Annotated in this window: 16 protein-coding genes and 1 pseudogene; 3 read left to right on the plus strand and 14 right to left on the minus strand. The window is 40.3% G+C overall.

Annotated features, from left to right (window positions below; genetic code table 11):
- Positions 1–88: 88 nt before the first annotated feature.
- Positions 89–517 carry a Dps family protein gene (locus EDC44_RS06450; protein ID WP_131976545.1) on the minus strand — a complete coding sequence of 143 codons (429 nt, stop codon included), beginning with the start codon at positions 515–517 and terminating at the stop codon, positions 89–91.
- Between the two features lie 230 nt (positions 518–747).
- Between EDC44_RS06450 and EDC44_RS06455 the strand changes: the two genes are divergently transcribed.
- Positions 748–1,407: an NAD(P)H-dependent oxidoreductase gene (locus tag EDC44_RS06455; protein ID WP_131976547.1), complete on the plus strand. Its 660-nt coding sequence runs from the start codon at positions 748–750 to the stop codon at positions 1,405–1,407.
- 49 nt (positions 1,408–1,456) lie between these two features.
- On the opposite strand, the gene apbC is transcribed toward EDC44_RS06455, so the two are convergent.
- Entirely contained in the window at positions 1,457–2,569 is a 1,113-nt protein-coding gene (gene apbC / locus EDC44_RS06460; protein WP_131976549.1) for an iron-sulfur cluster carrier protein ApbC, read from the minus strand.
- 175 nt (positions 2,570–2,744) lie between these two features.
- Between apbC and metG the strand changes: the two genes are divergently transcribed.
- On the plus strand, positions 2,745–4,802 hold the full coding sequence (metG, locus tag EDC44_RS06465; protein WP_131976551.1) for a methionine--tRNA ligase: 2,058 nt from the start codon (positions 2,745–2,747) through the stop codon (positions 4,800–4,802).
- A gap of 51 nt (positions 4,803–4,853) precedes the next feature.
- Here metG and cobB read toward each other — a convergent pair whose 3' ends face one another.
- From cobB to uvrA, 3 genes are read right to left on the minus strand one after another with little or no spacing between them, the layout of a single operon-like run.
- Entirely contained in the window at positions 4,854–5,558 is a 705-nt protein-coding gene (gene cobB, locus EDC44_RS06470) for a Sir2 family NAD+-dependent deacetylase (protein WP_165870234.1), read from the minus strand.
- A 12-nt stretch (positions 5,559–5,570) separates the two neighbouring features.
- On the minus strand, positions 5,571–6,539 hold the full coding sequence (gene rluC, locus EDC44_RS06475) for a 23S rRNA pseudouridine(955/2504/2580) synthase RluC (protein ID WP_131976555.1): 969 nt from the start codon (positions 6,537–6,539) through the stop codon (positions 5,571–5,573).
- Positions 6,539–9,370 (minus strand): excinuclease ABC subunit UvrA, encoded by a 2,832-nt coding sequence (gene uvrA / locus EDC44_RS06480; RefSeq protein ID WP_131976557.1) that lies wholly within the window; start codon positions 9,368–9,370, stop codon positions 6,539–6,541. The genes rluC and uvrA overlap by 1 nt, the downstream gene beginning before the upstream one ends.
- Positions 9,371–9,530: 160 nt before the next feature.
- Here uvrA and ssb point away from each other — a divergent pair, with 160 nt between their 5' ends.
- Positions 9,531–10,016: a single-stranded DNA-binding protein gene (ssb, locus tag EDC44_RS06485; RefSeq protein ID WP_131976559.1), complete on the plus strand. Its 486-nt coding sequence runs from the start codon at positions 9,531–9,533 to the stop codon at positions 10,014–10,016.
- Between the two features lie 197 nt (positions 10,017–10,213).
- Here ssb and tssH read toward each other — a convergent pair whose 3' ends face one another.
- The 9 genes and pseudogenes from tssH to EDC44_RS06530 all read right to left on the minus strand — a co-directional run.
- A complete protein-coding gene (gene tssH, locus EDC44_RS06490) occupies positions 10,214–12,805 on the minus strand; it encodes a type VI secretion system ATPase TssH (RefSeq protein ID WP_131976561.1) in 2,592 nt (863 codons plus the stop codon).
- Positions 12,806–12,930: 125 nt separating this feature from the next.
- Positions 12,931–13,920 (minus strand): hypothetical protein, encoded by a 990-nt coding sequence (locus EDC44_RS06495; RefSeq protein ID WP_131976563.1) that lies wholly within the window; start codon positions 13,918–13,920, stop codon positions 12,931–12,933.
- The gene (locus EDC44_RS06500; protein WP_131976565.1) at positions 13,917–14,921 is read right to left on the minus strand and encodes a hypothetical protein; all 1,005 of its coding nucleotides are present in this window, start codon (positions 14,919–14,921) and stop codon (positions 13,917–13,919) included. The genes EDC44_RS06495 and EDC44_RS06500 overlap by 4 nt, the downstream gene beginning before the upstream one ends.
- The gene (locus EDC44_RS06505) at positions 14,918–15,919 is read right to left on the minus strand and encodes a hypothetical protein (RefSeq protein ID WP_131976567.1); all 1,002 of its coding nucleotides are present in this window, start codon (positions 15,917–15,919) and stop codon (positions 14,918–14,920) included. The genes EDC44_RS06500 and EDC44_RS06505 overlap by 4 nt, the downstream gene beginning before the upstream one ends.
- Before the next feature lie 42 nt (positions 15,920–15,961).
- Complete coding sequence (locus EDC44_RS06510; protein WP_131976569.1) at positions 15,962–16,972, minus strand: hypothetical protein; 1,011 nt, start codon at positions 16,970–16,972, stop codon at positions 15,962–15,964.
- Positions 16,969–17,979 (minus strand): hypothetical protein, encoded by a 1,011-nt coding sequence (locus EDC44_RS06515; RefSeq protein WP_131976572.1) that lies wholly within the window; start codon positions 17,977–17,979, stop codon positions 16,969–16,971. The genes EDC44_RS06510 and EDC44_RS06515 overlap by 4 nt, the downstream gene beginning before the upstream one ends.
- A 2-nt stretch (positions 17,980–17,981) precedes the next feature.
- The gene (locus EDC44_RS06520) at positions 17,982–20,879 is read right to left on the minus strand and encodes a toxin VasX (RefSeq protein WP_131976574.1); all 2,898 of its coding nucleotides are present in this window, start codon (positions 20,877–20,879) and stop codon (positions 17,982–17,984) included.
- 516 nt (positions 20,880–21,395) lie between these two features.
- A pseudogene (locus tag EDC44_RS13215) lies at positions 21,396–21,518 on the minus strand (WD40 repeat domain-containing protein); the annotation flags it as partial.
- 57 nt (positions 21,519–21,575) lie between these two features.
- Positions 21,576–22,454: WD40 repeat domain-containing protein (locus EDC44_RS06530; RefSeq protein WP_131976576.1), on the minus strand; the 879-nt coding region annotated here is incomplete at its 5' end.

A 22,454-nucleotide genomic window follows, 5' to 3' on the forward strand; every position in this document is an offset into this window, starting at 1 on the left:
ACTTTTAATAAAAAAGTGATCTGCACCTTAATCCGTTGGCTTATTTGTCCAACTTTTGGGGTGCAGATCATTTATTTTAAGTTCTGCATTATGCACCGTATGCGTTCAGCATCCATAAACGTTTTTCAACATCAGCAACCAAATCAGATAATAAACTATCCGTACCGACATCGTCTTCCACTTCAGTTAAACCTAGACGAGCCAAACCTAAAATGGTTTCCAATGATGTTTTGACATTCGCTGTCATTTTCTCTTCGACTAAATCCGCTTTAGGAAGCACAATGATTTTATTTAACGCTTGAACTTCTTCAACGGAAAGTAACGGTTCACTACCGATAATAAGTAAACGCTCTGCCACTTCATCTTCCTGCTCAAAACCCCAGTCGTAAAGTTCTTCAAATGCTTTGTGCAAATCATAGAAGTTTTTACCTTTTATCATCCAGTGATATTTTTGCATTTCGAAAGTGAATGTTTTAACGCTTGCGTGTAATGTTTTTAGTGTATTGACTGCTGACATAATATGTTCCTCTTTGGTAAATTAGACGCTTAACTGAGTTGGTATTTAACCAAACTTGTATATAAGTATAAACATTTGAGATTTTTTGTCTAACTATTCATTTGATAGGTATTAACTAATAATAAGAATAAAAAAATTGATAATAACTATTATTTATATTCTTTTGTTCTGCTGCTTCTTTATTTTCTGCTAAAATAGATTACACCATAATTTCTAATGAGGAGTTAACTATGGCAATTACCAAACAAGATGTACTGGATGTTTTTCATAACCGTGCCGCAACCCGTTACTATGATCCGGCGAAAAAAATCAGTGATGAAGATTTTGCTTATATTTTAGAATTAGGTCGTTTATCACCGAGTTCCGTAGGATCCGAACCGTGGAAATTCGTTGTCGTGCAAAACAAGGCATTACTTGATGCAATTAAGCCCGTGGGTTGGGGTGTTGCCCGTCAGTTGGATGATTGCAGCCATTTATTAGTAATTTTAGCGAAAAAAAATGCCCGCTATGATTCTGAGATGTTCAGTAAAGCACTGGACAAACGCGGTTTAACCGAAGAGCAAAAAGCAAAAGCACTCGGCGTTTATAAAAGTTTCCAAGAAAATGACATTAAAGTATTGGAAAGCGAACGTGCGATTTTTGACTGGGCATGCAAACAGACTTATATTGCACTGGGTAACATGATGACAGGTGCCAAAATGATCGGCATTGATTCTTGTCCGATTGAAGGTTTTAATTATGATGCGGTTAATCAACTTTTTGTCGATGCCGGTGTGTTTGATCCGCAAGAATGGGGAATTTCCGTGATGGTTACTTTTGGTTATCGTGCTCGCGATATTGTTCCTAAATCCCGTAAATCCGTAGAAGAAGTCGTACAATGGGTACGTTAAAGTAAAAAAGAAGGCGCTCAACTGATCGCCTTCATGTTCTTTGGCTAAATTACGTCACTTCACGGAACATAATTTCACTTGGAATCACAGAGCCTTGCCAGTATAGCTCGCTTGCCACTTTTTCCGCCAACTGCATAAAGGCTTGTGAAATTTCATTATTTGGCTCTGCCACCACAGTCGGCACACCGCGATCCAAATCTTCACGTACACGAATATGTAACGGTAATTTCGCCAAAATTTGAACATCGTATTTTTCCGCCATTTTTTCCGCACCACCCGTGCCGAAAATATTTTCTTGATGTCCGCAATTACTGCAAATATGCACGCTCATATTTTCCACCACACCCAAGACAGGAATGGATACTTTTTGGAACATTGACACGCCTTTAACGGCATCCAATAGGGCGATATCTTGCGGCGTTGTCACCACTAACGCACCGGTCACCGGAATTTGTTGAGAAAGCGTAAGTTGAATATCCCCCGTGCCCGGCGGCATATCAATCACTAAATAATCCAGATCCGGCCATAAGGTTTCGTTTAATAATTGATTTAGCGCACTGCTTGCCATCGGCCCACGCCAAATGGTTGCACTATCCGCTTCCATTAAATAGCCGATGGAATTAGACGCAAGATTATGAGCCGTAATCGGCACGATATGTTGATTATCCGGCGAAGTCGGGCGTTGATCGGAAGCCCCTAACATATGAGGCACGGACGGACCGTAAATATCCGCATCCAAAATCCCCACTTTTGCCCCCTGAGCCTGTAATGCTAAGGCTAAATTCACAGATACACTGGATTTACCCACACCGCCTTTGCCGGATGTCACCGCAATAATATTTTTCACTCCTTTCACCGCGGGATGGCTGTTGGCACGTTTTAATGTAGCAATTTGATAAGTTAATTGCCATTTCACTTCTTTACAACCGCTGATTTGTTGTAACTGCTCAGAAAGTGCGGTCTTTAACTGGGAAAATCCGCAGTTCCATGCAAAAGGCATTTGTATCTCAATACGTAATACATCCCCGCCTTTTTCAATTTTTTTCACTGCATTTAAAGCAACGAGATTTTTTTGCAATGTTGGATGAGTAAAACCTTCCAACGCCCCCACAATTTGATTTTTATGCTCTTCCGTTATATTTTCAGAAATAGTTACAGTCATAGATAATCCTTATTTTAAGCACATCATAAATCATGAAAATTCATATCCTTTAATTTTGCTAAGATTACCATAATTTAACCGCACTTATGATAAAAATTCGCCTGAACTGGAAAAAATACCGCCAATAAGGTAACATAACTCCCAATTTTTTAATGTATTTTTCAGGATAATAAGAATGTCGAATAAACGCCAAATTTTAGTTACTTGTGCCTTGCCTTATGCCAACGGCCCGATTCATTTAGGTCATATGCTTGAACATATTCAGGCGGACATTTGGGTGCGTTTCCAGCGTATGTGCGGCAATGAAATTCACTTCGTATGCGCAGACGATGCCCACGGTACGCCGATTATGTTGAAAGCAGATCAAATGGGGATTACGCCGGAGCAACTGATTCAAGATGTTCAACAAAGTCATATGGCGGATTTTGCCGGTTTTAATATCAGTTTTGATAATTATCATTCCACCCACAGCAACGAAAACCGTGAGCTAGCGGAAGATATTTACAATAAATTGAAATCCAACGGGTTTATTAAAAACCGCACAATCTCGCAATTGTTCGATCCTGAAAAACAAATGTTCCTGCCGGATCGTTTTGTGAAAGGCACTTGTCCGAAATGTAAAACCCCAGATCAATACGGTGATAACTGCGAAGTCTGCTCAGCTACTTACAGCCCAATGGATCTAATCGATCCCCGTTCCGTGGTGTCCGGTGTAACACCGGTGGTGAAAGAATCCGAACACTTTTTCTTCGACCTACCTAGTTTTGAAGCAATGTTGAAAGAATGGAACCGTTCCGGTGCATTACAAACGGAAGTGGCGAACAAAATGCAAGAATGGTTTGAAGCCGGTTTGCAACAATGGGATATTTCCCGCGATGCCCCTTATTTCGGTTTTGAAATTCCAAATGCTCCGGGCAAATATTTCTATGTTTGGCTGGATGCCCCCATCGGCTATATGGCGTCCTTCAAAAATCTCTGCGGCAAAAAGAGCGGTATTAATTTCGATGATTTTTGGAAAAAAGACAGCACCACCGAACTGTATCATTTTATCGGTAAAGATATTATGTATTTTCACAGCTTATTCTGGCCTGCAATGCTGGAAGGTTCCGACTACCGCAAACCAAGCAATATTTTTGTTCACGGCTATGTAACCGTAAACGGCGAGAAAATGTCCAAATCCCGCGGTACTTTTATTCAGGCAGCCACTTATTTAAAACACTTGGATCCGGAATGTCTGCGTTATTACTATGCGGCCAAACTCAGCAACCGTATTGACGACCTTGATTTAAATTTAGACGATTTCGTGCAACGCGTGAATACTGATTTAGTAAACAAATTAGTCAACTTGGCTTCTCGCAATGCAGGATTTATCCAAAAACGGTTTGATGGCAAATTATCCGCAAATCTAGACGATCAGGCATTATTTGACGAATTTACCGCACAATCAGCACAAATCGCGGCATTTTATGAAAACCGCGAATTCGGCAAAGCCGTACGTGAAATTATGACTCTCACCGATAAAGCCAACAAATATATTGATGACAAAGCCCCGTGGGTGATCGCTAAAAATGAAAACCGCGAACAAGAATTGCAAGCCGTATGCTCAATGGGTATTCAGTTATTCCGTGTGTTAATGGGCTATTTAAAACCAATTCTGCCGAAATTAGCGGAACGTGCAGAAGCCTTCCTACAATCTGAAATGACTTGGGATACTCTGGCTCAACCATTGTTGGCACATCAAATTGCACCGTTTAAAGCCCTGTTCTCTCGTTTGGAAACCAAACAAATTGACACTATGCTGGAAGCCTCAAAACAAGAAAATGCGGCTCAAGCGGCTGTTATCAGCACTGAAAGTGCGGTGAAAAATCAAGCAGTTTCAACCAATATCGAACCGATTGCAGAAACTATCACCATTGATGATTTTGCAAAAATAGATTTGCGTATTGCAAAAGTGATCAACTGTGAAGCCGTGCCGGAATCGAAAAAATTATTGAAATTTACATTGGATCTCGGCAATGAAACCCGCCAAGTATTCTCCGGTATCAAAGCTGCTTACAGCAAACCGGATGAATTAATCGGTCGGTTTGTGATTATGGTGGCTAATTTAGCACCGCGTAAAATGAAATTCGGTGTATCGGAAGGAATGATTCTGACCGGTGCAAATGCCGATGACAGCGTACTCGCTTTGCTTTCGGCAGATAGCCACGCTACCGCAGGCATGAAAGTGAGCTAATCGGTAAACTGAAAATCGGAAAGGGTTGATACATAAAATCAACCCTTTTTATCATAAGAAATATTGTGCGAAAAACGCCGGGACAATCTCACTGGCTTTACCATAATGAGCTTCATCAAAGTTAGATTGCACCAGGCTTGGTTCAAGGTTCAATTCTATGGTTTTGGCTCCGTGTAAACGAGCTTCCCGCACAAATCCCGCGGCGGGATAAACATTGCCCGATGTACCGATAGAAATAAAATAGTCGCATTGGGAAAGTGCGGTATAAATTTCGTCCATTTTTAACGGCATTTCGCCGAACCAGACGATATGCGGACGTAACCGTCGCGGCGGATGACAACAGGTGCAGCGATCTTGTTCGGTAACATCGCCTTGCCAGTCATAAACTTTCTCGGAAAATTCGCACCGCACTTTGAGCAATTCACCGTGCATATGAATTAAATTTTTCGTTCCTGCACGTTCGTGTAAGTTATCCACATTTTGTGTCACAACTAACAGATTATCAGCGAATTTGTGCTCTAACTCAGCCAACGCTAAATGAGCGGCATTAGGTTTGATACTCGGGTCAAATAATTTACGGCGGCGTTCATTATAGAATTGTTGCACCAACTTAGGATTGCGGGCATAACCTTCCGGCGTTGCCACATCATCAATGCGGTGATTCTCCCACAAACCGTCCGATGCCCGAAAGGTCCGAATACCGGATTCAGCAGAAATGCCCGCTCCGGTTAATACCACAAATTTTGCCTGTTTCATTATTTGTCTCGCTTATTTTTCTCGCAGCTGTTTTAAAATCCCTTTCATCTGATTGTCTAACGGTGCATTTAATCTCAAGATTTCACCGGATTTCGGATGTTCAAAACGAATTGATACGGCATGCAAAAATAAGCGTTTTAAGCCAAGTGCGGTCATTTTCTCATCAAATTCTTTGTCACCGTATTTATCATCCAACGCGATCGGATGTCCGACATATTGGGTGTGCACGCGGATTTGGTGGGTGCGACCGGTAATCGGCGATGCTTTTACCAATGTGGCAAAATCGCCATAACGTTCTTCCACCGCAAAACGGGTTTCCGACGGTTTGCCTTGTTCGCTTACGCGTACAATCCGTTCACCGCTTGCAAGTTCGTTTTTATTCAACGGTGCTTGAATCACTTTCGTGTGAGATTGCCATTGCCCGCGAACCAACGCCAAATAATCTTTTTGCACGGTTTTATCACGTAACTGTTGGTGTAAATTACGCAATGCCGAACGCTTTTTCGCTACTAGCAAAATGCCCGATGTATCGCGATCTAAACGATGTACCAATTCTAAAAAGCGGGCTTGCGGACGCAACACTCGCAAGGCTTCGATCACGCCGAAATTCAATCCGCTGCCGCCGTGTACCGCAATGCCTGACGGTTTATTAAGCACCAATAAGTGGTCATCCTCAAAAATGATCTGCTGTTCCAATTGAGCCACTTTGTTCAGTTTGTTGGAAATCGGGGCTTGTGCTTTTTCCGCCACCCGCACCGGTGGCACTCGCACCACATCACCGACCTGCAATTTGTATTCCGGTTTGATACGACCTTTATTCACTCTCACTTCGCCTTTACGCACAATACGATAAACCAGGCTTTTCGGCACGCCTTTGAGTTTTGCCAGCAGATAGTTATCAATACGCTGCCCTGCTTCATCATCACTGATAATCAGCATCTGCACATTGGTACTGATGATTTTTTCTTTTTGTTCTGTCATTATTTTCGTTCTAAAATCGGTTTTAAAAATCTTGCAGTGTGAGAACCTTTGACTTTCACTACATCTTCCGGTGTACCTGTGGCGATAATCTGACCGCCGCCGCTGCCGCCTTCGGGACCAAGATCCACAATCCAGTCGGCCGTTTTGATCACATCTAAATTATGTTCAATGACTACAATAGTGTTGCCCTGATCACGCAAACGGTGCAACACTTCAAGTAATTGTTTGATATCGGCAAAATGCAGACCGGTGGTCGGTTCGTCTAAAATATACAGAGTTTTGCCCGTATCCCGTTTGGATAATTCGGTGGCCAGTTTAACCCGTTGTGCTTCCCCGCCGGAAAGCGTAGTGGATGACTGCCCTAAACGAATATAAGACAAACCCACATCCATTAAGGTTTGCAATTTACGGGCGATTGCCGGGATCGCATCAAAGAAATCGCGGGCTTCTTCCACGGTCATATCCAGCACTTGATGAATGGTTTTGCCTTTGTAACGAATATCCAAGGTTTCACGATTATAGCGTTTACCTTTACAATGATCACAAGGCACATACACATCCGGCAGGAAGTGCATTTCTACTTTAATCATCCCATCGCCCTGACAGGCTTCACAACGTCCGCCACGCACATTGAAACTGAAACGCCCCGGATTATAACCGCGTGCCCGTGCTTCCGGCACCCCGGCAAATAATTCGCGGATCGGCGTGAATAATCCTGTATAGGTTGCCGGATTAGAACGCGGTGTGCGTCCAATGGGGCTTTGGTCAATATCAATAACTTTATCGAAAAATGCCAGCCCGTCAATGGACTTATAAGGGGCATGATCTTGGTTATCCGCCCGATTCAAGGCATTTTGTGCTAATGGAAACAAAGTATCATTAATCAATGTGGATTTACCCGAACCGGATACACCTGTCACACAGGTAAACAGACCGACCGGAATATTCAAATTCACGGATTTCAGATTATTGCCCGTTGCACCGTTTAATTTCAGCCATTTATCACCTTGAAGTGCGGTGCGTTTTTTCGGAATTTCGATTTTTTCTTTGCCGGATAAGAATTTACCGGTAATCGAATTCGGATTTGCTATAATCGCCTCGGCATCACCTTCCGCCACTATTTCCCCACCATGCACGCCCGCACCGGGACCAATATCGATAATATGATCCGCAGCCATAATGGCATCTTCATCATGTTCCACCACGATCACGGTATTGCCTAAATTACGCAAATGAATCAAAGTGTTAAGCAAACGTTCGTTATCCCGTTGATGCAAACCGATAGAAGGTTCGTCCAGTACATACATCACGCCGACCAAGCCCGCACCGATTTGGCTTGCCAAACGAATCCGCTGCGCTTCACCACCGGATAGCGTTTCTGCCGAACGGGAAAGAGACAGATAATTCAAGCCTACATTCACCAAAAATTCCAACCGCTCTTTGATTTCTTTTAAGATTTTTTCCGCAATACGGGCTCGTTGGCCTTCCAAACTTAGAGCGCCGAAAAAGTCTAACGCACCACCGATGCTCATTTCAGACACTGCCGGTAAATTCGTTGTGCCGATAAACACATTACGAGCTTCCGGACGTAAACGGGAACCGCCGCAATCCGCACAAGGGCGGTTGCTGATATTTCTCGCCAATTCTTCCCGTACAGACACGGATTCCGTTTCTTTATAACGGCGAGCCATATTATTTAAAATACCTTCAAAGCCGTGACGACGGGTCACTACGTCTCCACGATCATTCACATATTGAAATTCGATCTCTTCCTTGCCGGAACCGTTTAAAATTACATCTTGAATTTTTTTCGGTAACTGCTCAAAAGGTGTTTCAATATCAAAATTATAGTGTTTCGCTAATGACGTGAGCATTTGATAATAATAGAAATTACGACGATCCCAGCCTTTCACGGCACCACTTGCCAAGGAAAGAGACGGATTCTGCACCACGCGTTTTTCATCAAAATACTGTTGCACGCCTAAACCGTCGCAAGTCGGACAAGCTCCCGCCGGATTATTAAAAGAAAACAAACGAGGTTCCAATTCCGGCACGGAATAACCACAGTGCGGACAGGCAAAATTGGCAGAGAACACGAGTTCTTCTGCATTTTTATCATCCATATCCGCTATAATAGCCGTGCCACCGGATAGTTCTAATGCGGTTTCAAAGGACTCCGCCAAACGTTGCGCCAAATCCGACCGCACTTTAAAGCGATCTACCACCACTTCAATGGTGTGTTTTTTCTGTAATTCTAAAGTCGGCGGATCGGACAAATCGCAAATCTCACCGTCAATTCTGGCACGAATATAACCTTGCGCGGCAATTTGTTCCAAAATCTTAACGTGCTCCCCTTTACGGGCTTTTACCACCGGTGCCAACAACATCATTTTGCTTTCTTCCGGCAAAGTCAGCACTTTATCCACCATTTGGCTGATAGTTTGTGCCGCCAGCGGGACATCGTGGTTCGGACAACGGGGTTCACCTACGCGGGCGAACAGCAAACGCAAATAATCGTGGATTTCCGTAATCGTGCCCACCGTTGAGCGGGGGTTGTGAGATGTGGATTTCTGCTCAATGGAAATGGCCGGCGATAGCCCTTCAATATGATCCACATCCGGTTTTTCCATTAAAGACAAGAACTGGCGGGCATAAGCCGACAAGGATTCCACATAGCGGCGCTGACCTTCCGCATAAAGTGTATCAAACGCTAAGGATGACTTGCCCGAACCGGAAAGACCGGTTATCACAATCAATTTATCCCGCGGAATAGTCAGACTAATATTTTTTAAATTATGGGTTCTCGCCCCACGAATATCTATAGTGTCCATTTTCTTTACAAAATTACCTGAAAAAATATTTCAAATTTGGAAGCATTATCTCATTTTTACAAAAACTGTTCAAATATCCAGTGAGTTTTTATAGATTTTTTTTCCATTTTCAGGCAGAATAAACAGAATCATATCTACCCTATTTTTTAAGGAAATTATTATGGCTGGAATTAACAAAGCAATTATCGTAGGTCGTTTAGGTAACGATCCTGAAATGCGTACAATGCCGAACGGCGATGCCGTTGCCACTTTAAGCATTGCAACCAGTGAAAGCTGGAATGACCGCAACACCGGAGAACGCCGCGAGCAAACCGAATGGCACCGTGTAATATTTTATCGTCGTCAAGCAGAAGTATGCGGAGAATATTTACGCAAAGGTTCATTAGTATATGTGGAAGGCAGTATCCGCACCCGTAAATGGCAGGATCAAAACGGTCAAGATCGTTATAGCACCGAAATCCAAGGTAACACTATGCAAATGTTAGGCAGCCGTAACGATAACATGGGTGGACAAAACGACTATAACCAACAACCGTCGCAACCGAGATATAATTCTGCTCCGACTTCCCGTCCCGCACCGCAACAATCCGCACCAGTTCAACAAGCTGAACCGCCAATGGATTTTGATGATGAGATTCCATTCTAAATTATCTATAATTAAAATTAATATTTGTAAAATATAACCCTGAAAACATCAAAAGAGCCTTTATTTACAATGGCTCTTTTTTCATATTTATACGCAAATATATTAGAGTTTGTATATGTTAATTTATTGTAGAAGATCAAATCTGACAGACACCTGCACTAACTTGTGCCTGTCAGATTGTTCTTAAACCTTTACAACTACTCAATTGTTACTTGATACTCATCATTATCATACTCAATAGCAATGGTCCCGATTTTCTCCCCATCTGCTACTCGTTGTAATAACGCCAATGATAACGGCGGTAATAATTGACCTTCCAAAATTGCATCAAGTAAACGGGCTCCGTTTGCATCCGCTTCACATTGACGTTCAATATTTTCAAGCACGGATAAGCCGATATTTAATGTTGCTTTATAACGTTCAGCGATCAATTTTTCCAATTTATTCAACTTCGCTTTGACGATCCGTTGCATAACATCTTTAGACAAGTAGTTATATTGCACAATTTGCATACGTGCCAGTAGTGCAGGTTTAAAGAATGTTAATAGTGATTTACGCAACTGCTCATCGGTTTTACTATCCATTTTCTCACTGGCAGAATCAAAACCGCAATTCGAAGTCAACATAAACAAGATATTCTTGCAGTCAATTTGGCGTCCCTCACCATCAGCTAATTCGCCTTTATCAAACGCCTGATAAAATAAATTCAATACGTCCGGATGCGCTTTTTCTACCTCATCCAACAAAACAATAGAGTAAGGTTTTTGCCGAATGGCTTCCGTGAGCAAACCACCTTCGCCATAGCCGACATATCCCGGTGGAGAACCGATTAAACGGGAAACGGTGTGTTTCTCCTGATACTCAGACATATTAATGGTTGTTAAAAATTGGCGACCACCGAAAATATGTTCGGCAATTTGAATAGCCGTTTCCGTCTTACCGACCCCACTCGGTCCCACTAACAATAACGCACCTAACGGCGTGCCGGCACGACGTAAATCCGCCATAGCGGTTAATAAACTTTTATGAATCTGCTCGATAGCCCCTTCTTGTCCTTTTATATTTTCATTTAGTAATGTCGGTAATTCGGTCAGTTTACTTAATTCATCTCCCGTCATTGTATTCACCGGAATACCGGTTAAATCGGCAATCACAGCGGCAATTTGCTTACTCCCCACTTCCGCATGAATCAAACGATCTTCGTTTTTAATAGATTCATATTTCGCTTTCTGAATCTGTAATTCGGCAATTAAAGTCTCGCGTCGTTCATCATCCGTATCGTCTTGAGCGACTTGCTCCCGTAATGCCAGAATAGACTCAACTACAGCCTTTTGCGTTTCAAATTCAGCACTCAATTCCGTTTTTTCATTTTGCAACGTTTCAATCTGTTGCTCCAATTGAAGTTTTACCGCATTATCAATCGGCTCACCCAATTTATAATCACGAGACAATTCATCCAATGCCACTTGAACTTCGTGAAGTTTATTATCCAAATAACTTAAACGTTTCGGTGGTGTATCCTTTGCCGTAGCAACCCGCGCACAGGCAGTATCTAAAATATCAATGGCTTTATCAGGTAATTTTTTAGCAGCGATATAGCGTGCCGACAGCTTCGTTACAGTTTCCAATGCTTCACCGGTAATATACACACCGTGTGCTTTTTCATAAAGCGGTTTTAAACCACGTAAAATGACAATACTTTCCGCAATAGAAGGTTCATCCACTTTCACTAATTGAAAACGACGTGAAAGAGCGGGATCTTTTTCAAAATATTTTTTATATTCCGACCAAGTTGTCGCAGCAATCGTACGCAGTTCGCCGCGCGCCAACGCCGGTTTCAGTAAATTTGCGGCATCACCGCCGCCGACTTCACCACCCGCACCTATCAACGTATGCGCTTCATCAATAAACAGAATAATTGGTGTCGGACTAGTTTTAACAAAATCAATCACGGACTTTAACCGTTTCTCAAATTCGCCTTTAACGGATGCCCCGGATTGTAACGCACCTAAATCTAAGCTCCATAATTCCACATTAAGCAAATGCGGCGGTACTTGCTGATTAGCAATACGCAATGCCAAGCCCTCAATCAATGCGCTTTTCCCCACGCCGGCGTCACCCACTACAATAGGATTATTCTTCCGACGGCGAGAAAGAATATCAATCATCAAATCAATTTCTTGATCCCGCGCCAATACAGGATCAATATCTCCGCTCTGAGCTTTGGTAGTAAGATTCTCCGCAAAACGGGCTAATACGGACTGATCAGCATTAGTTAAATTCTGTGCTGCATTGGTGGATGATTGTACTTTACTTTCCGAAGAACCGTCTGCTAATTTGAGTAAATCGTGACGTAAATTTTCTTTGTTGATTTGATTAAGAAAAGATGCCGCACCGGTTGGCAAATAACGACCGGCATTAAGCAATAAGGCCAGAAAAATGACCGCGCTTCTAATTTGTGATTGCTTATATTCCAACGAACCTATCAGCCAAGCTTCTTGTAATAATTCAATTAAAAGTGGAGAAAATACGGGAACACCGCCCACATTCGAATCGTTTGTTTGTGTATTGCGTATTAAAAGTGCGGTCAATTCTTCATGAGAAATCTTTAACCTATCTAAAATAAAGCGCACATCGTCAAAGGGATTATCCAACGCTTTTAATAACAAATGTGCCGGCAAAATTTCCGACTCCTGAGTACTAATAGCATAAGCGGCCGCCTCTTCCAGCATCAATTTTGATACATCATTCAATGCCCCTAACGTAGCAGTCAAGTCAACTTTTATCACAATATAACTCCAATTTAATTCCACTAAATGATTTTACTGTCTTACTCTAACAGATCTCTCCAATAAAACTAATTATTTTCTTACCATTTATCAAGAAAAATTACCTAATCGGCAACATTTTATTCCTATTTGCTCTGTTCCCATTTCACCTCATTATCAAGATTATCTTGTTTATAATCTTGGTTGATAAGTTCCTGTTCTTTTTGCATTGCTCTAAACCAGGCTCTTTTTGGAGCGTTGGGCTGTTGCCAGTCATTAAAGGCTTGGGCGATGCCTTTCTCTGCTTTTTTGCGATTAAAGGGAATGGCGAAACTCAAAGCGTTACAAAAGGCAATCAGCGGTGGTGCAGTAAAAGTGCGGTAACTTTTGCCGATATATTGTAAAAATTCAGGGTTATCTTCCGTTAAATAGGCACGAATAGCATTTAAAATATCTGCATTATGCGTTTTATTGGGTGTAGGATACACACCAAAAAAAGCATGGGAGGGCGCTTTTTTCGGGTTATTGTAATCTTTAAATAAAATTTGCAATGAAAAATGCACACCGCCGCCAAAAGCATAGAGGCCAAATTGATTGTAAAGTAAACCGCTTAAGGGGTCACCCTTTTCCGGCACATAGGCAATATGCGGTTTTGGGTTAGTAGTTTGCCAATAAATAATGCGTTTTTTGCGGTTTACGCGAATGCCTCGAGCACGAGGGAAACAAATAAGAAAAATGATAATAGACACCCAAAAGATATGAAAAATTATTTTAAGCCATCTAAACTTTTGTTTTTCTAAATAAGGGAGTTTATATTCTTCGTATGTTTCTTCTTTTTCCATAGCTGAGTATTCAGGATTTTCAAATAGTTTTTTATATCTTAAATAATTAGGAATAATTAATTTATCGGGATTGAATGTCCAATCAACATCTCTTTTTACACTTTCTACAATATATTCAAAAGGATAACGAGATCGGTCATTATTTTTGATTATAGCTATTTCCATAATAAGTAAGCCGACTAGTACAGCACGAATAAAACCGCGTAAATAGCCATCTATAAAGGATTGTCTGATTTCAATTTCATCTTCGTTGCATTGCCGAATAGAGCAACCGAGTAAAGCCTTATTGTTCATTTTATTTCCTCTTTACTCTGCTCCCATTTCACCTCATTATCAAGATTATCTTGTTTATAATCTTGGTTGATAAGTTCCTGCTCTTTTTGCATTGCTCTAAACCAGGCTCTTTTTGGAGCATTGGGTTGTTGCCAGTCATTAAAGGCTTGGGCTATGCCTTCCTCTGCTTTTTTGCGGTTAAAAGGAATGGCTAAACTCAAAGCGTTACAAAACGCAATCAGCGGTGGTGCAGTAAAAGTGAGGTAACTTTTGCCGATATATTGCAAAAACTCGGGGTTATCTTCCGTTAAATAGGCACGAATAGCGTTTAAAATGTCTGCATTATGCGTTTTATTGGGCGTGGGGTACACGCCAAAAAAAGCATAGAAGGGTGCTTTTTTCGGGTTATTGTAATCTTTAAATAAAATTTGTAATGAAAAATGCACACCGCCGCCAAAGGCATAGAGCCCAAATTGGTTGTAAAGCAAACCGCTTAAAGGGTCACCCTTTTCCGGCACATAGGCAATATGCGGTTTTGGACTGGTAGTTTGCCAATAAATAATGCGTTTTTTGCGGTTTATGCGAATGCCTCGAGCACGAGGGAAACATACTAATAAGGCTAATATTGAAATCCATAGTATATGGAATACAATCCAAAATCTTGCTGATGTATAACTATCTCTATATAGCATTTTATATTCTTCATAAGACTTTTTCTTTAGAAGTGAAAATAATGCATCTGGTTCATCAAATTCTTGAATATAACTTTCATACATAGGAATAAGAATAGTATCCGTATTCAATCCCCATGTAAAATCCTCTTTTATATTTTCAATAATATATTCGAAAGGATAACGAGAACGTTCTTTTGTTTCTATTATATAGACTTCCATAATAAGCAAGCCCACTAATACCGCTCGAATAAATCCTCTTAAATAGCCATCAATAAAGGATTGTCTGATTTCAATTTCATCTTCGTTACATTTGCGAATCGAACAACCGAGTAAAGCCTTATTGTTCATTTTATTTCCTCTTTACTCTGTTCCCACTTCACCTCATTATCAAGATTATCTTGTTTGTAATCTTGGTTGATAAGCTCCTGTTCTTTTTGCATTGCTCTAAACCAGGCTCTTTTTGGAGCATTGGGTTGTTGCCAGTCATTAAAGGCTTGGGCGATGCCTTTCTCTGCTTTTTTGCGATTAAAGGGAATGGCAAAACTTAAGGCATTACAAAACGCAATCAGCGGTGGTGCGGTAAAAGTGCGGTAACTTTTGCCGTTATATTGTAAAAATTCGGGGTTATCTTCCGTTAAATAGGCACGAATAGCGTTTAAAATATCCGCATTATGCGTTTTATTGGGTGTGGGGTACACGCCAAAAAAGGCATAGGAGGGCGCTTTTTTCGGATTATTGTAATCTTTAAATAAAATTTGCAATGAAAAATGCACACCACCGCCAAAGGCATAGAGACCAAATTGATTGTAAAGCAAACCGCTTAACGGGTCGCCCTTTTCCGGCACATAAGCAATATGCGGTTTTGGGCTGGTAGTTTGCCAATAAATAATGCGTTTTTTGCGGTTTACACGAATGCCTCGAGCACGAGGAAAGCATACTAATAAAGTTAATATTGAGCTCCAAAGTATATGGAATACAATCCAAAATCTTGCTGATATATAATGCTTTGAGAATGATTTTTTATATTCATAATAACTTTCTTTTTTTAAACTTTTAAACAGTTCATCGGGGTCATCAAAGTGCTTTGTATAATTTTGATACATTGGTATTAGTATGCTATCTGTATTGAATGCCCAGTTAATATCTTCCTTTACATTTTCAACAATATATTCAAAAGGATAACGAGAACGTTCTTTTGTTTCTATTATATAGACCTCCATAATAAGCAAGCCCACTAATACCGCTCGAATAAATCCTCTTAAATAGCCATCAATAAAGGATTGTCTGATTTCTATTTCATCTTCGTTACATTGGCGAATTGAGCAACCTAACAATGTGTAATTCATTTTAATATTCTCTTTAAAAGGTAAAAATCGTCAGTGTTGATTTTATTCTTTTTGCACTTCCCATTTGACTTCATTTTCCAAGCCGTCTTCGTCTCTATATTCTTTATTTATTGCTTCTTGGTCTTTTTGCATTGCTTTAAACCAGGCTCTTTTGGGAGCATTGGGTTGTTGCCAGTCATTAAAGGCTTGGGTGATGCCTTCCTCTGCTTTTTTGCGGTTAAAGGGAATGGCGAAACTCAAAGCGTTACAAAAGGCAATCAGCGGTGGGGCGGTAAAAGTGCGGTAACTTTTGCCGATATATTGCAAAAACTCGGGGTTATCTTCCGTTAAATAGGCACGAATAGCGTTTAAAATGTCTGCATTATGCGTTTTATTGGGTGTAGGGTACACGCCAAAAAAGGCATAGGAGGGCGCTTTTTTCGGATTATTGTAATCTTTAAATAAAATTTGCAATGAAAAATGCACACCGCCGCCAAAGGCATAGAGGCCAAATTGGTTGTAAAGCAAACCGCTTAAAGGGTCGCCCTTTTCCGGCACATAGGCAATATGTGGTTTTGGGCTGGTAGTTTGCCAATAAATAATACGCTTTTTGCGGTTTACACGAATGCCTCGGGCACGAGGAAAAGCTATTAATAAAACTATTATTGCCAGTATAAACATAGTGCCATAAAAATATAAAAAATCATATTTATGGAATTTTCTTATATATTCATTTTTATACTCATCATATGTTTCATCGTATCCTGACAATTTATATTTATCGATCATATTCTGATTGGAATAAAATTTGATAGTATCTTCATACATCGGTTGAATAAATTTATCTGCTCTAAAAGTCCAATTAAAATTATCTTCTATACTGCTTATAACATACTCAAAAGGATAACGAGAACGTTCTTTTGTTTCTATTATATAGACCTCCATAATAAGCAAGCCCACTAATACCGCTCGAATAAATCCTCTTAAATAACCATCAATAAAGGACTGTCTAATTTCTATTTCATCTTCGTTACATTGGCGAATTGAACAACCGAGTAAAGCCTTATTGTTCATTTTATTTCCTCTTTACTCTGCTCCCATTTCACCTCATTATCAAGATTATCTTGTTTATAATCTTGGTTGATAAGTTCTTGCTCTTTTTGCATTGCTCTAAACCATGCTCTTTTTGGAGCACTGGGCTGTTGCCAGTCATTAAAGGCTTGGGCGATGCCTTTCTCTGCTTTTTTGCGATTAAAGGGAATGGCAAAACTTAAGGCATTACAAAACGCAATCAGCGGTGGTGCGGTAAAAGTGCGGTAACTTTTGCCGATATATTGTAAAAATTCGGGGTTATCTTCCATTAAATAGGCACGAATAGCGTTTAAAATGTCTGCATTATGCGTTTTATTGGGTGTGGGATACACGCCAAAAAAGGCATAGGAGGGCGCTTTTTGGGGGTTATTGTAATCTTTAAATAAAATTTGCAATGAAAAATGCACACCGCCACCAAAAGCATAGAGACCAAATTGATTGTAAAGCAAACCGCTTAACGGGTCGCCCTTTTCCGGCACATAAGCAATATGTGGTTTTGGGTTAGTGGTTTGCCAATAAATAATACGCTTTTTGCGGTTTACGCGAATGCCTCGAGCACGAGGGAAACAAATAAGCAACAATAACAAAAGAGGCCAAATAAAATGGAAATATGCTCTTATTCTTTCCCAATGCCATGCCTTAATATATTCCTCTCTATATTCTTCATAAGGAATAATTGGTGAATTCGGATATTGTTTTTTAAACTCATCTTGGCTTCTAATTCTTATGTGATCTTTATAATTCGGCATAATTTGTTCATCCGGATAAAAAGCCCACTTAAAATCCTCCCTTATGGTTGTAACAATATATTCAAAAGGATAACGAGAACGTTCTTTTGTTTCTATTATACAGACCTCCATAATAAGCAAGCCCACTAATATTGCTCGAATAAATCCTCTTAAATAGCCATCAATAAAGGACTGTCTGATTTCTATTTCATCTTTGTTGCATTGCCGAATAGAACAACCGAGTAATGCTTTATTATTCATTTTTACTCCTTAAATTTAAAGGGGGTAAGTGCTGATTTAATTTGCGTTTTTGAACCCACAAAATCAGGCATTGATACCTGGATTTGTATTTTCTTTATATCCCGCTCAGGATAATGAATGATTTGCTTGCTTAAATCAAAACTATCATTCTCTGAAGTATGGGTTATTCTTGTGTCATACCCATTCCCTTTTGGATATTGCAGAGTTACCTTTTGATTTGCCGTATCCAAAATAATATTTTGCGGTTGTTCAAAATGTTTTGCTCCTAAATCATTTACCATTAATTTAGTTACCGTAACTTTTTGAGCAATATCAGGGTATTGCAATAAATAATGACTAACCTCAAAAGTATATTTATCTATGGCATTAATTTCAATTTTTTGGGCAAATTGATAATAACGTTGCATTTCTAATTGATAATAAGCATAAACTTCGCCTGATAAAGTTTCAAATTGGCTATCTGTAAATTGATCTAAAAATGCCTTTGGCCTTTTTCTCGTACCAAGCCATTCATATAGAGTATTTGGATTAATCCCGCCCCAATACAATTTACTACTCCCCCAAAACCCATTTGTTACCCACGTTTCCATATCATCACTTGAGTAAAACGCCAATATAATCCCTGCGATCACCGCCACCGCACCTAAGGCTAAACCGGCATAAGCCACCCCGATAACCAGTGCCGATGCAGTGCTGACTTTCGCCGCTGCAACCAATGCACCGCCAAGCTCGACCATTAACATACCGCCCCCGCGAAGCCCTGCACTGAGCATTCCAACGGTATCGCCTTTATAGCGTGCTTCTTCCCAAATGCCGTATTCAAACAATGCCCCCACAGCGGTGATTGCCGAACTCACACTTAATAAGGTGGTTTTAAGTACCATTAAGCCTTGTCGTGCGGATTTGGTGGCATTGACAATATCAATTTCCCCTGTTACCGATGAAATTGAAACCTGTTGGCGGAATGTGTCGATTGCCTGTTTTGCTTGCGAACCTAAGCCGCCTTCGGGTGAGTAAAAGGCGGTGAGCATATACAAGCTATTCAATACAGGATCATTTGCCATTTGCCCTTCGGTTGTGCGTGCCGTATTTTCATTAAAATAAGCTAATAATGGGGCATAACGGCTTAGTTTTGTTACCCCCGACAAGGTTTCTGTGACTTGAAATAGACGATAGCTTGGCTCTGTTAATTTTGCATGAATTTCACCGAAAGCAAAGTGTCTTCCATTTGATGGCAATTTTCCTACATTTCCGCTACGGATCTCTTTGGCACTTGGATGTGCCTGAAATACCGCCACTAAGGAAGAATATACTAATCTCGGTCTTTTTTGCGATTTATTCCCTTTTCTTATTTTGCTATACATGACTTTGTCTGCCCAAATATCCACAAACAAATCATAGGTTGCCATATTAAAGGTTACTTTTTCCGCCACGTTGGCTAATAGGGCGATCACTTTATCGTAATTGATGGTTAAATCACGCAATTTCTTCGCATTATCAGGTTCAAATTGTGCTTGTTCAGGCAGAGGTAAGTCCGCATTATTTTCTTCAAGTGCGGCAATCATTGCGTTTGCGCCGAAAGCGGATAAATCAAGCCCAAAGAGCAAGCCATGTTGGCATAAGCACCAATATTCTGCGGTATGTGCATCTGTTTTCGTTAAACATTGTTCAATTCTTCGCATGCGATTAAGCAATGCCGGGTTAGTGATAAATGCGATCCACGCATTAACCAGTTTTTTGAAATCTTGCCCGTATCGCCCAATTAAATTAGCCAATTTATTAATGGTGTTAATACCGATTAATTCTTCATCAAGATTAAATTCATTTTTCAATGTTGCAAGGATTTCGGCATCGCCGTTGTGAGTAAGGTGTTCTTCTGCAATCCCTAAGCTTTGGTAAATTGCATTAACGCTTGGTTTTCGCGTTATTGTGCCAAAACTTGCCGAAGGTGAGTAGTTTTCTTTTTCAAATTGTTGATATTGATAAAAATATTGCTGTTTGACATAAGCATCAATATGTTGTGCCGTTGCAAAGGCATATTGATATTTTCGCAAGAGTTTATTGCGCTGCTGCACTAAATAATAGTGATAAACGCTTATATCTCTCGCCGTACCGATTGGGTCATCTAAAGCGACAATAACGCCATCACACCAAATACGCTTAATTAAATTATCGTAATCAGAGTGATAGCCTATCGGTGTTAAGCGATAAGCATTTGTTTCATCATCAACTTTTGACGTTCCTTTGATAAAATCCTGTATTTCGCTATTTAACAATTTAAGCGAATTAACAAAGCTACCCGATTGCGCGCTATTTACATAGTGCATCCATTCGTTACGTGTGGTTTTATCTTTTTCAAGTTGTGTTAAGAGTGCCTGCGGTAATTTTATATCGGAATAAAGAATGTAAAAATTAGTTACATTTTCAGGCAAGGTGATATAAGGATTGCCGATTTTTGACAGTTTCCACGAATTAGGCTCACCGATATATTGATTAAAATGATAAGGCAGCGGCACATCTTCACTATAATCATTAATATCCATATCAGGGGAATGATAGCGATAGACATACCACGCATTACAATCATCATAGCTTGCAGGTGCATTTGTTGTTATTTCGGCATAGGCTGTTTTTGCACCTAATGCAAGAATATAAACATAACCATCTCGCAACAAACGAATGTCATATTCGTCATCGGCTCGAACGCGCGTTAATGTAGAGCTTGGGGCTTTGCCTGTTTTTGCTAATGATATCAATGCCTGCGTGGTTAAGGCAAACCGTGTCGGCAACACACGTAAACCGGGGTTGCATTGCGCTACAATGTTATCGGCAGGTGATGAATCCGGTGCAGGATAACGCTTGTTTAAATTGATAGAAGGCGTGGTTTTATCGGTTGACATAATTATTCCTCTACAATATCTGACCATAACTGATTTGCTACATTAGCCAGTTCATTAAATTGTTGTGTTAAACGCATTTCTGCCATCTCAAAATCATACTGTTTGGCTTTTGCAACTAATTTTGCCACAGCATATTTCATAATTGCATCTCGAGCTTGATAATTTTTCTTATAAGCCTCGTTTAAATAATCCAGTAATTCTCCTAATTTTTCTTGTGCCACAAGATGAGGATAGGTTTGTAATACGTAACCCGCTAAATTTTCTCGTGTTTCTAACCATTTTTGCTCTTTAAACCCGTCAATCTCCCAATTAGTCAACATAATCGGTGCAGGCAATATATCTTCAGGCAGGGCTTTGAGCTGATAATAATAAAAACTGTCATCATAACCTGAACCAAAGGCATGAATAATGCGTTCGTCATAACCGAAAAACTTGCTTAATTTTTCAGGGCTGTTTGCGATGATAAAAAGACAAATTAGACAATAAAACTCCTCATTTTTCGACCGCACTTTTAAACTAATCCGCCACCCAGATTTTTTCCAGCTCCATTTTATCGGGATGATATTTATACACGTTAATCCCGCCGCCTGTGGCTTGCCCTGTGACAAGAATATGGGCTTTGGGGGAAGAGGAAACACTTCTTCAATAAAAGAAAGGCGATTGAAAAACATTTTATTTTTCAACCGCACTTTTTAACTAATCCGCCACCCAGATTTTTTCCAGTTCCATTTTATCAGGGTGATATTTATACACATTAATCCCGCCGCCCGTGGCTTGCCCTGTGACTAAAATATGGGCTTGTGGGGAAGAAGAAATACTCAGATTACGACTATACGAATTAGCAGAAATTGCAGGATCATTACCAACTTCCACATAAGCCTTTATCCAAGGATCACCTACAGTATAAAGCGGGGTAATTTCATAACCGTAACCATTTTTAGTTCCTGATTCTCCAAATTGAATAAACTCGGTTTCCGTTACGAATGCATAAGCTATGGTAGGACTAATGCCTAAAAGTTGCTTATTTTTAAATTTTTCAGGAACTGGCAACAACTGGCTTTTATCTGTTTTCTTTGTTTTTTTATCAAAAACACCGTCTTCTGCATAAGCTAATGAAATACGCAAATTAGGATTTTCTGTCGACCACATATAACGACCATAATTTTCACTACCGGTAACGACCCATTTACCGTCCGGGCTGAGTGTGCCCGCGGTACTTCCATTATTCCCCCACAATCTTGCAATCGGTTTTAAAGTATTTTTATCCCATAACGTTACCCCGTCATAGCTGCTTTTTTTATGCTTTTCCGGATTTACCGGGTTGATAATAAGATTTGTGCTAGCCACATCATCTGTGCCTGTAATGGTATTTCCTACTGATAAAAAATAATTTCCTGCAATAGCTAAATCATAAGGTTTAAAAGGGCTAATTGGTGTATCAGTATAAATCGGCACTAAACTTTCACCGTAACCTTTATAGAGTTTACCTGACATATTAGCACTCAAATAAAATGATTTGTCTGCTGAAATCCGATGACTATCAATTTTAAAATGCTGAAAACTTGTTATTTCTTT

The organism is Cricetibacter osteomyelitidis (assembly GCF_004340985.1).
In the GTDB taxonomy this organism is placed as follows: domain Bacteria; phylum Pseudomonadota; class Gammaproteobacteria; order Enterobacterales; family Pasteurellaceae; genus Cricetibacter; species Cricetibacter osteomyelitidis.

Excerpts from the sequence above, each read along its gene's own strand:
- EDC44_RS06510 (WP_131976569.1), bottom strand. The coding sequence starts at position 16,972 with ATGAACAATAAGGCTTTACTCGGTTGTTCAATTCGCCAATGTAACGAA.
- EDC44_RS06515 (WP_131976572.1), bottom strand. The coding sequence starts at position 17,979 with ATGAATAATAAAGCATTACTCGGTTGTTCTATTCGGCAATGCAACAAA.
- apbC (WP_131976549.1), bottom strand. The coding sequence starts at position 2,569 with ATGACTGTAACTATTTCTGAAAATATAACGGAAGAGCATAAAAATCAA.
- uvrA (WP_131976557.1), bottom strand. The coding sequence starts at position 9,370 with ATGGACACTATAGATATTCGTGGGGCGAGAACCCATAATTTAAAAAAT.
- ssb (WP_131976559.1), top strand. The coding sequence starts at position 9,531 with ATGGCTGGAATTAACAAAGCAATTATCGTAGGTCGTTTAGGTAACGAT.
- EDC44_RS06450 (WP_131976545.1), bottom strand. The coding sequence starts at position 517 with ATGTCAGCAGTCAATACACTAAAAACATTACACGCAAGCGTTAAAACA.
- metG (WP_131976551.1), top strand. The coding sequence starts at position 2,745 with ATGTCGAATAAACGCCAAATTTTAGTTACTTGTGCCTTGCCTTATGCC.
- EDC44_RS06505 (WP_131976567.1), bottom strand. The coding sequence starts at position 15,919 with ATGAATTACACATTGTTAGGTTGCTCAATTCGCCAATGTAACGAAGAT.
- EDC44_RS06455 (WP_131976547.1), top strand. The coding sequence starts at position 748 with ATGGCAATTACCAAACAAGATGTACTGGATGTTTTTCATAACCGTGCC.
- EDC44_RS06500 (WP_131976565.1), bottom strand. The coding sequence starts at position 14,921 with ATGAACAATAAGGCTTTACTCGGTTGTTCGATTCGCAAATGTAACGAA.
- EDC44_RS06520 (WP_131976574.1), bottom strand. The coding sequence starts at position 20,879 with ATGTCAACCGATAAAACCACGCCTTCTATCAATTTAAACAAGCGTTAT.
- cobB (WP_165870234.1), bottom strand. The coding sequence starts at position 5,558 with ATGAAACAGGCAAAATTTGTGGTATTAACCGGAGCGGGCATTTCTGCT.
- rluC (WP_131976555.1), bottom strand. The coding sequence starts at position 6,539 with ATGACAGAACAAAAAGAAAAAATCATCAGTACCAATGTGCAGATGCTG.
- EDC44_RS06495 (WP_131976563.1), bottom strand. The coding sequence starts at position 13,920 with ATGAACAATAAGGCTTTACTCGGTTGCTCTATTCGGCAATGCAACGAA.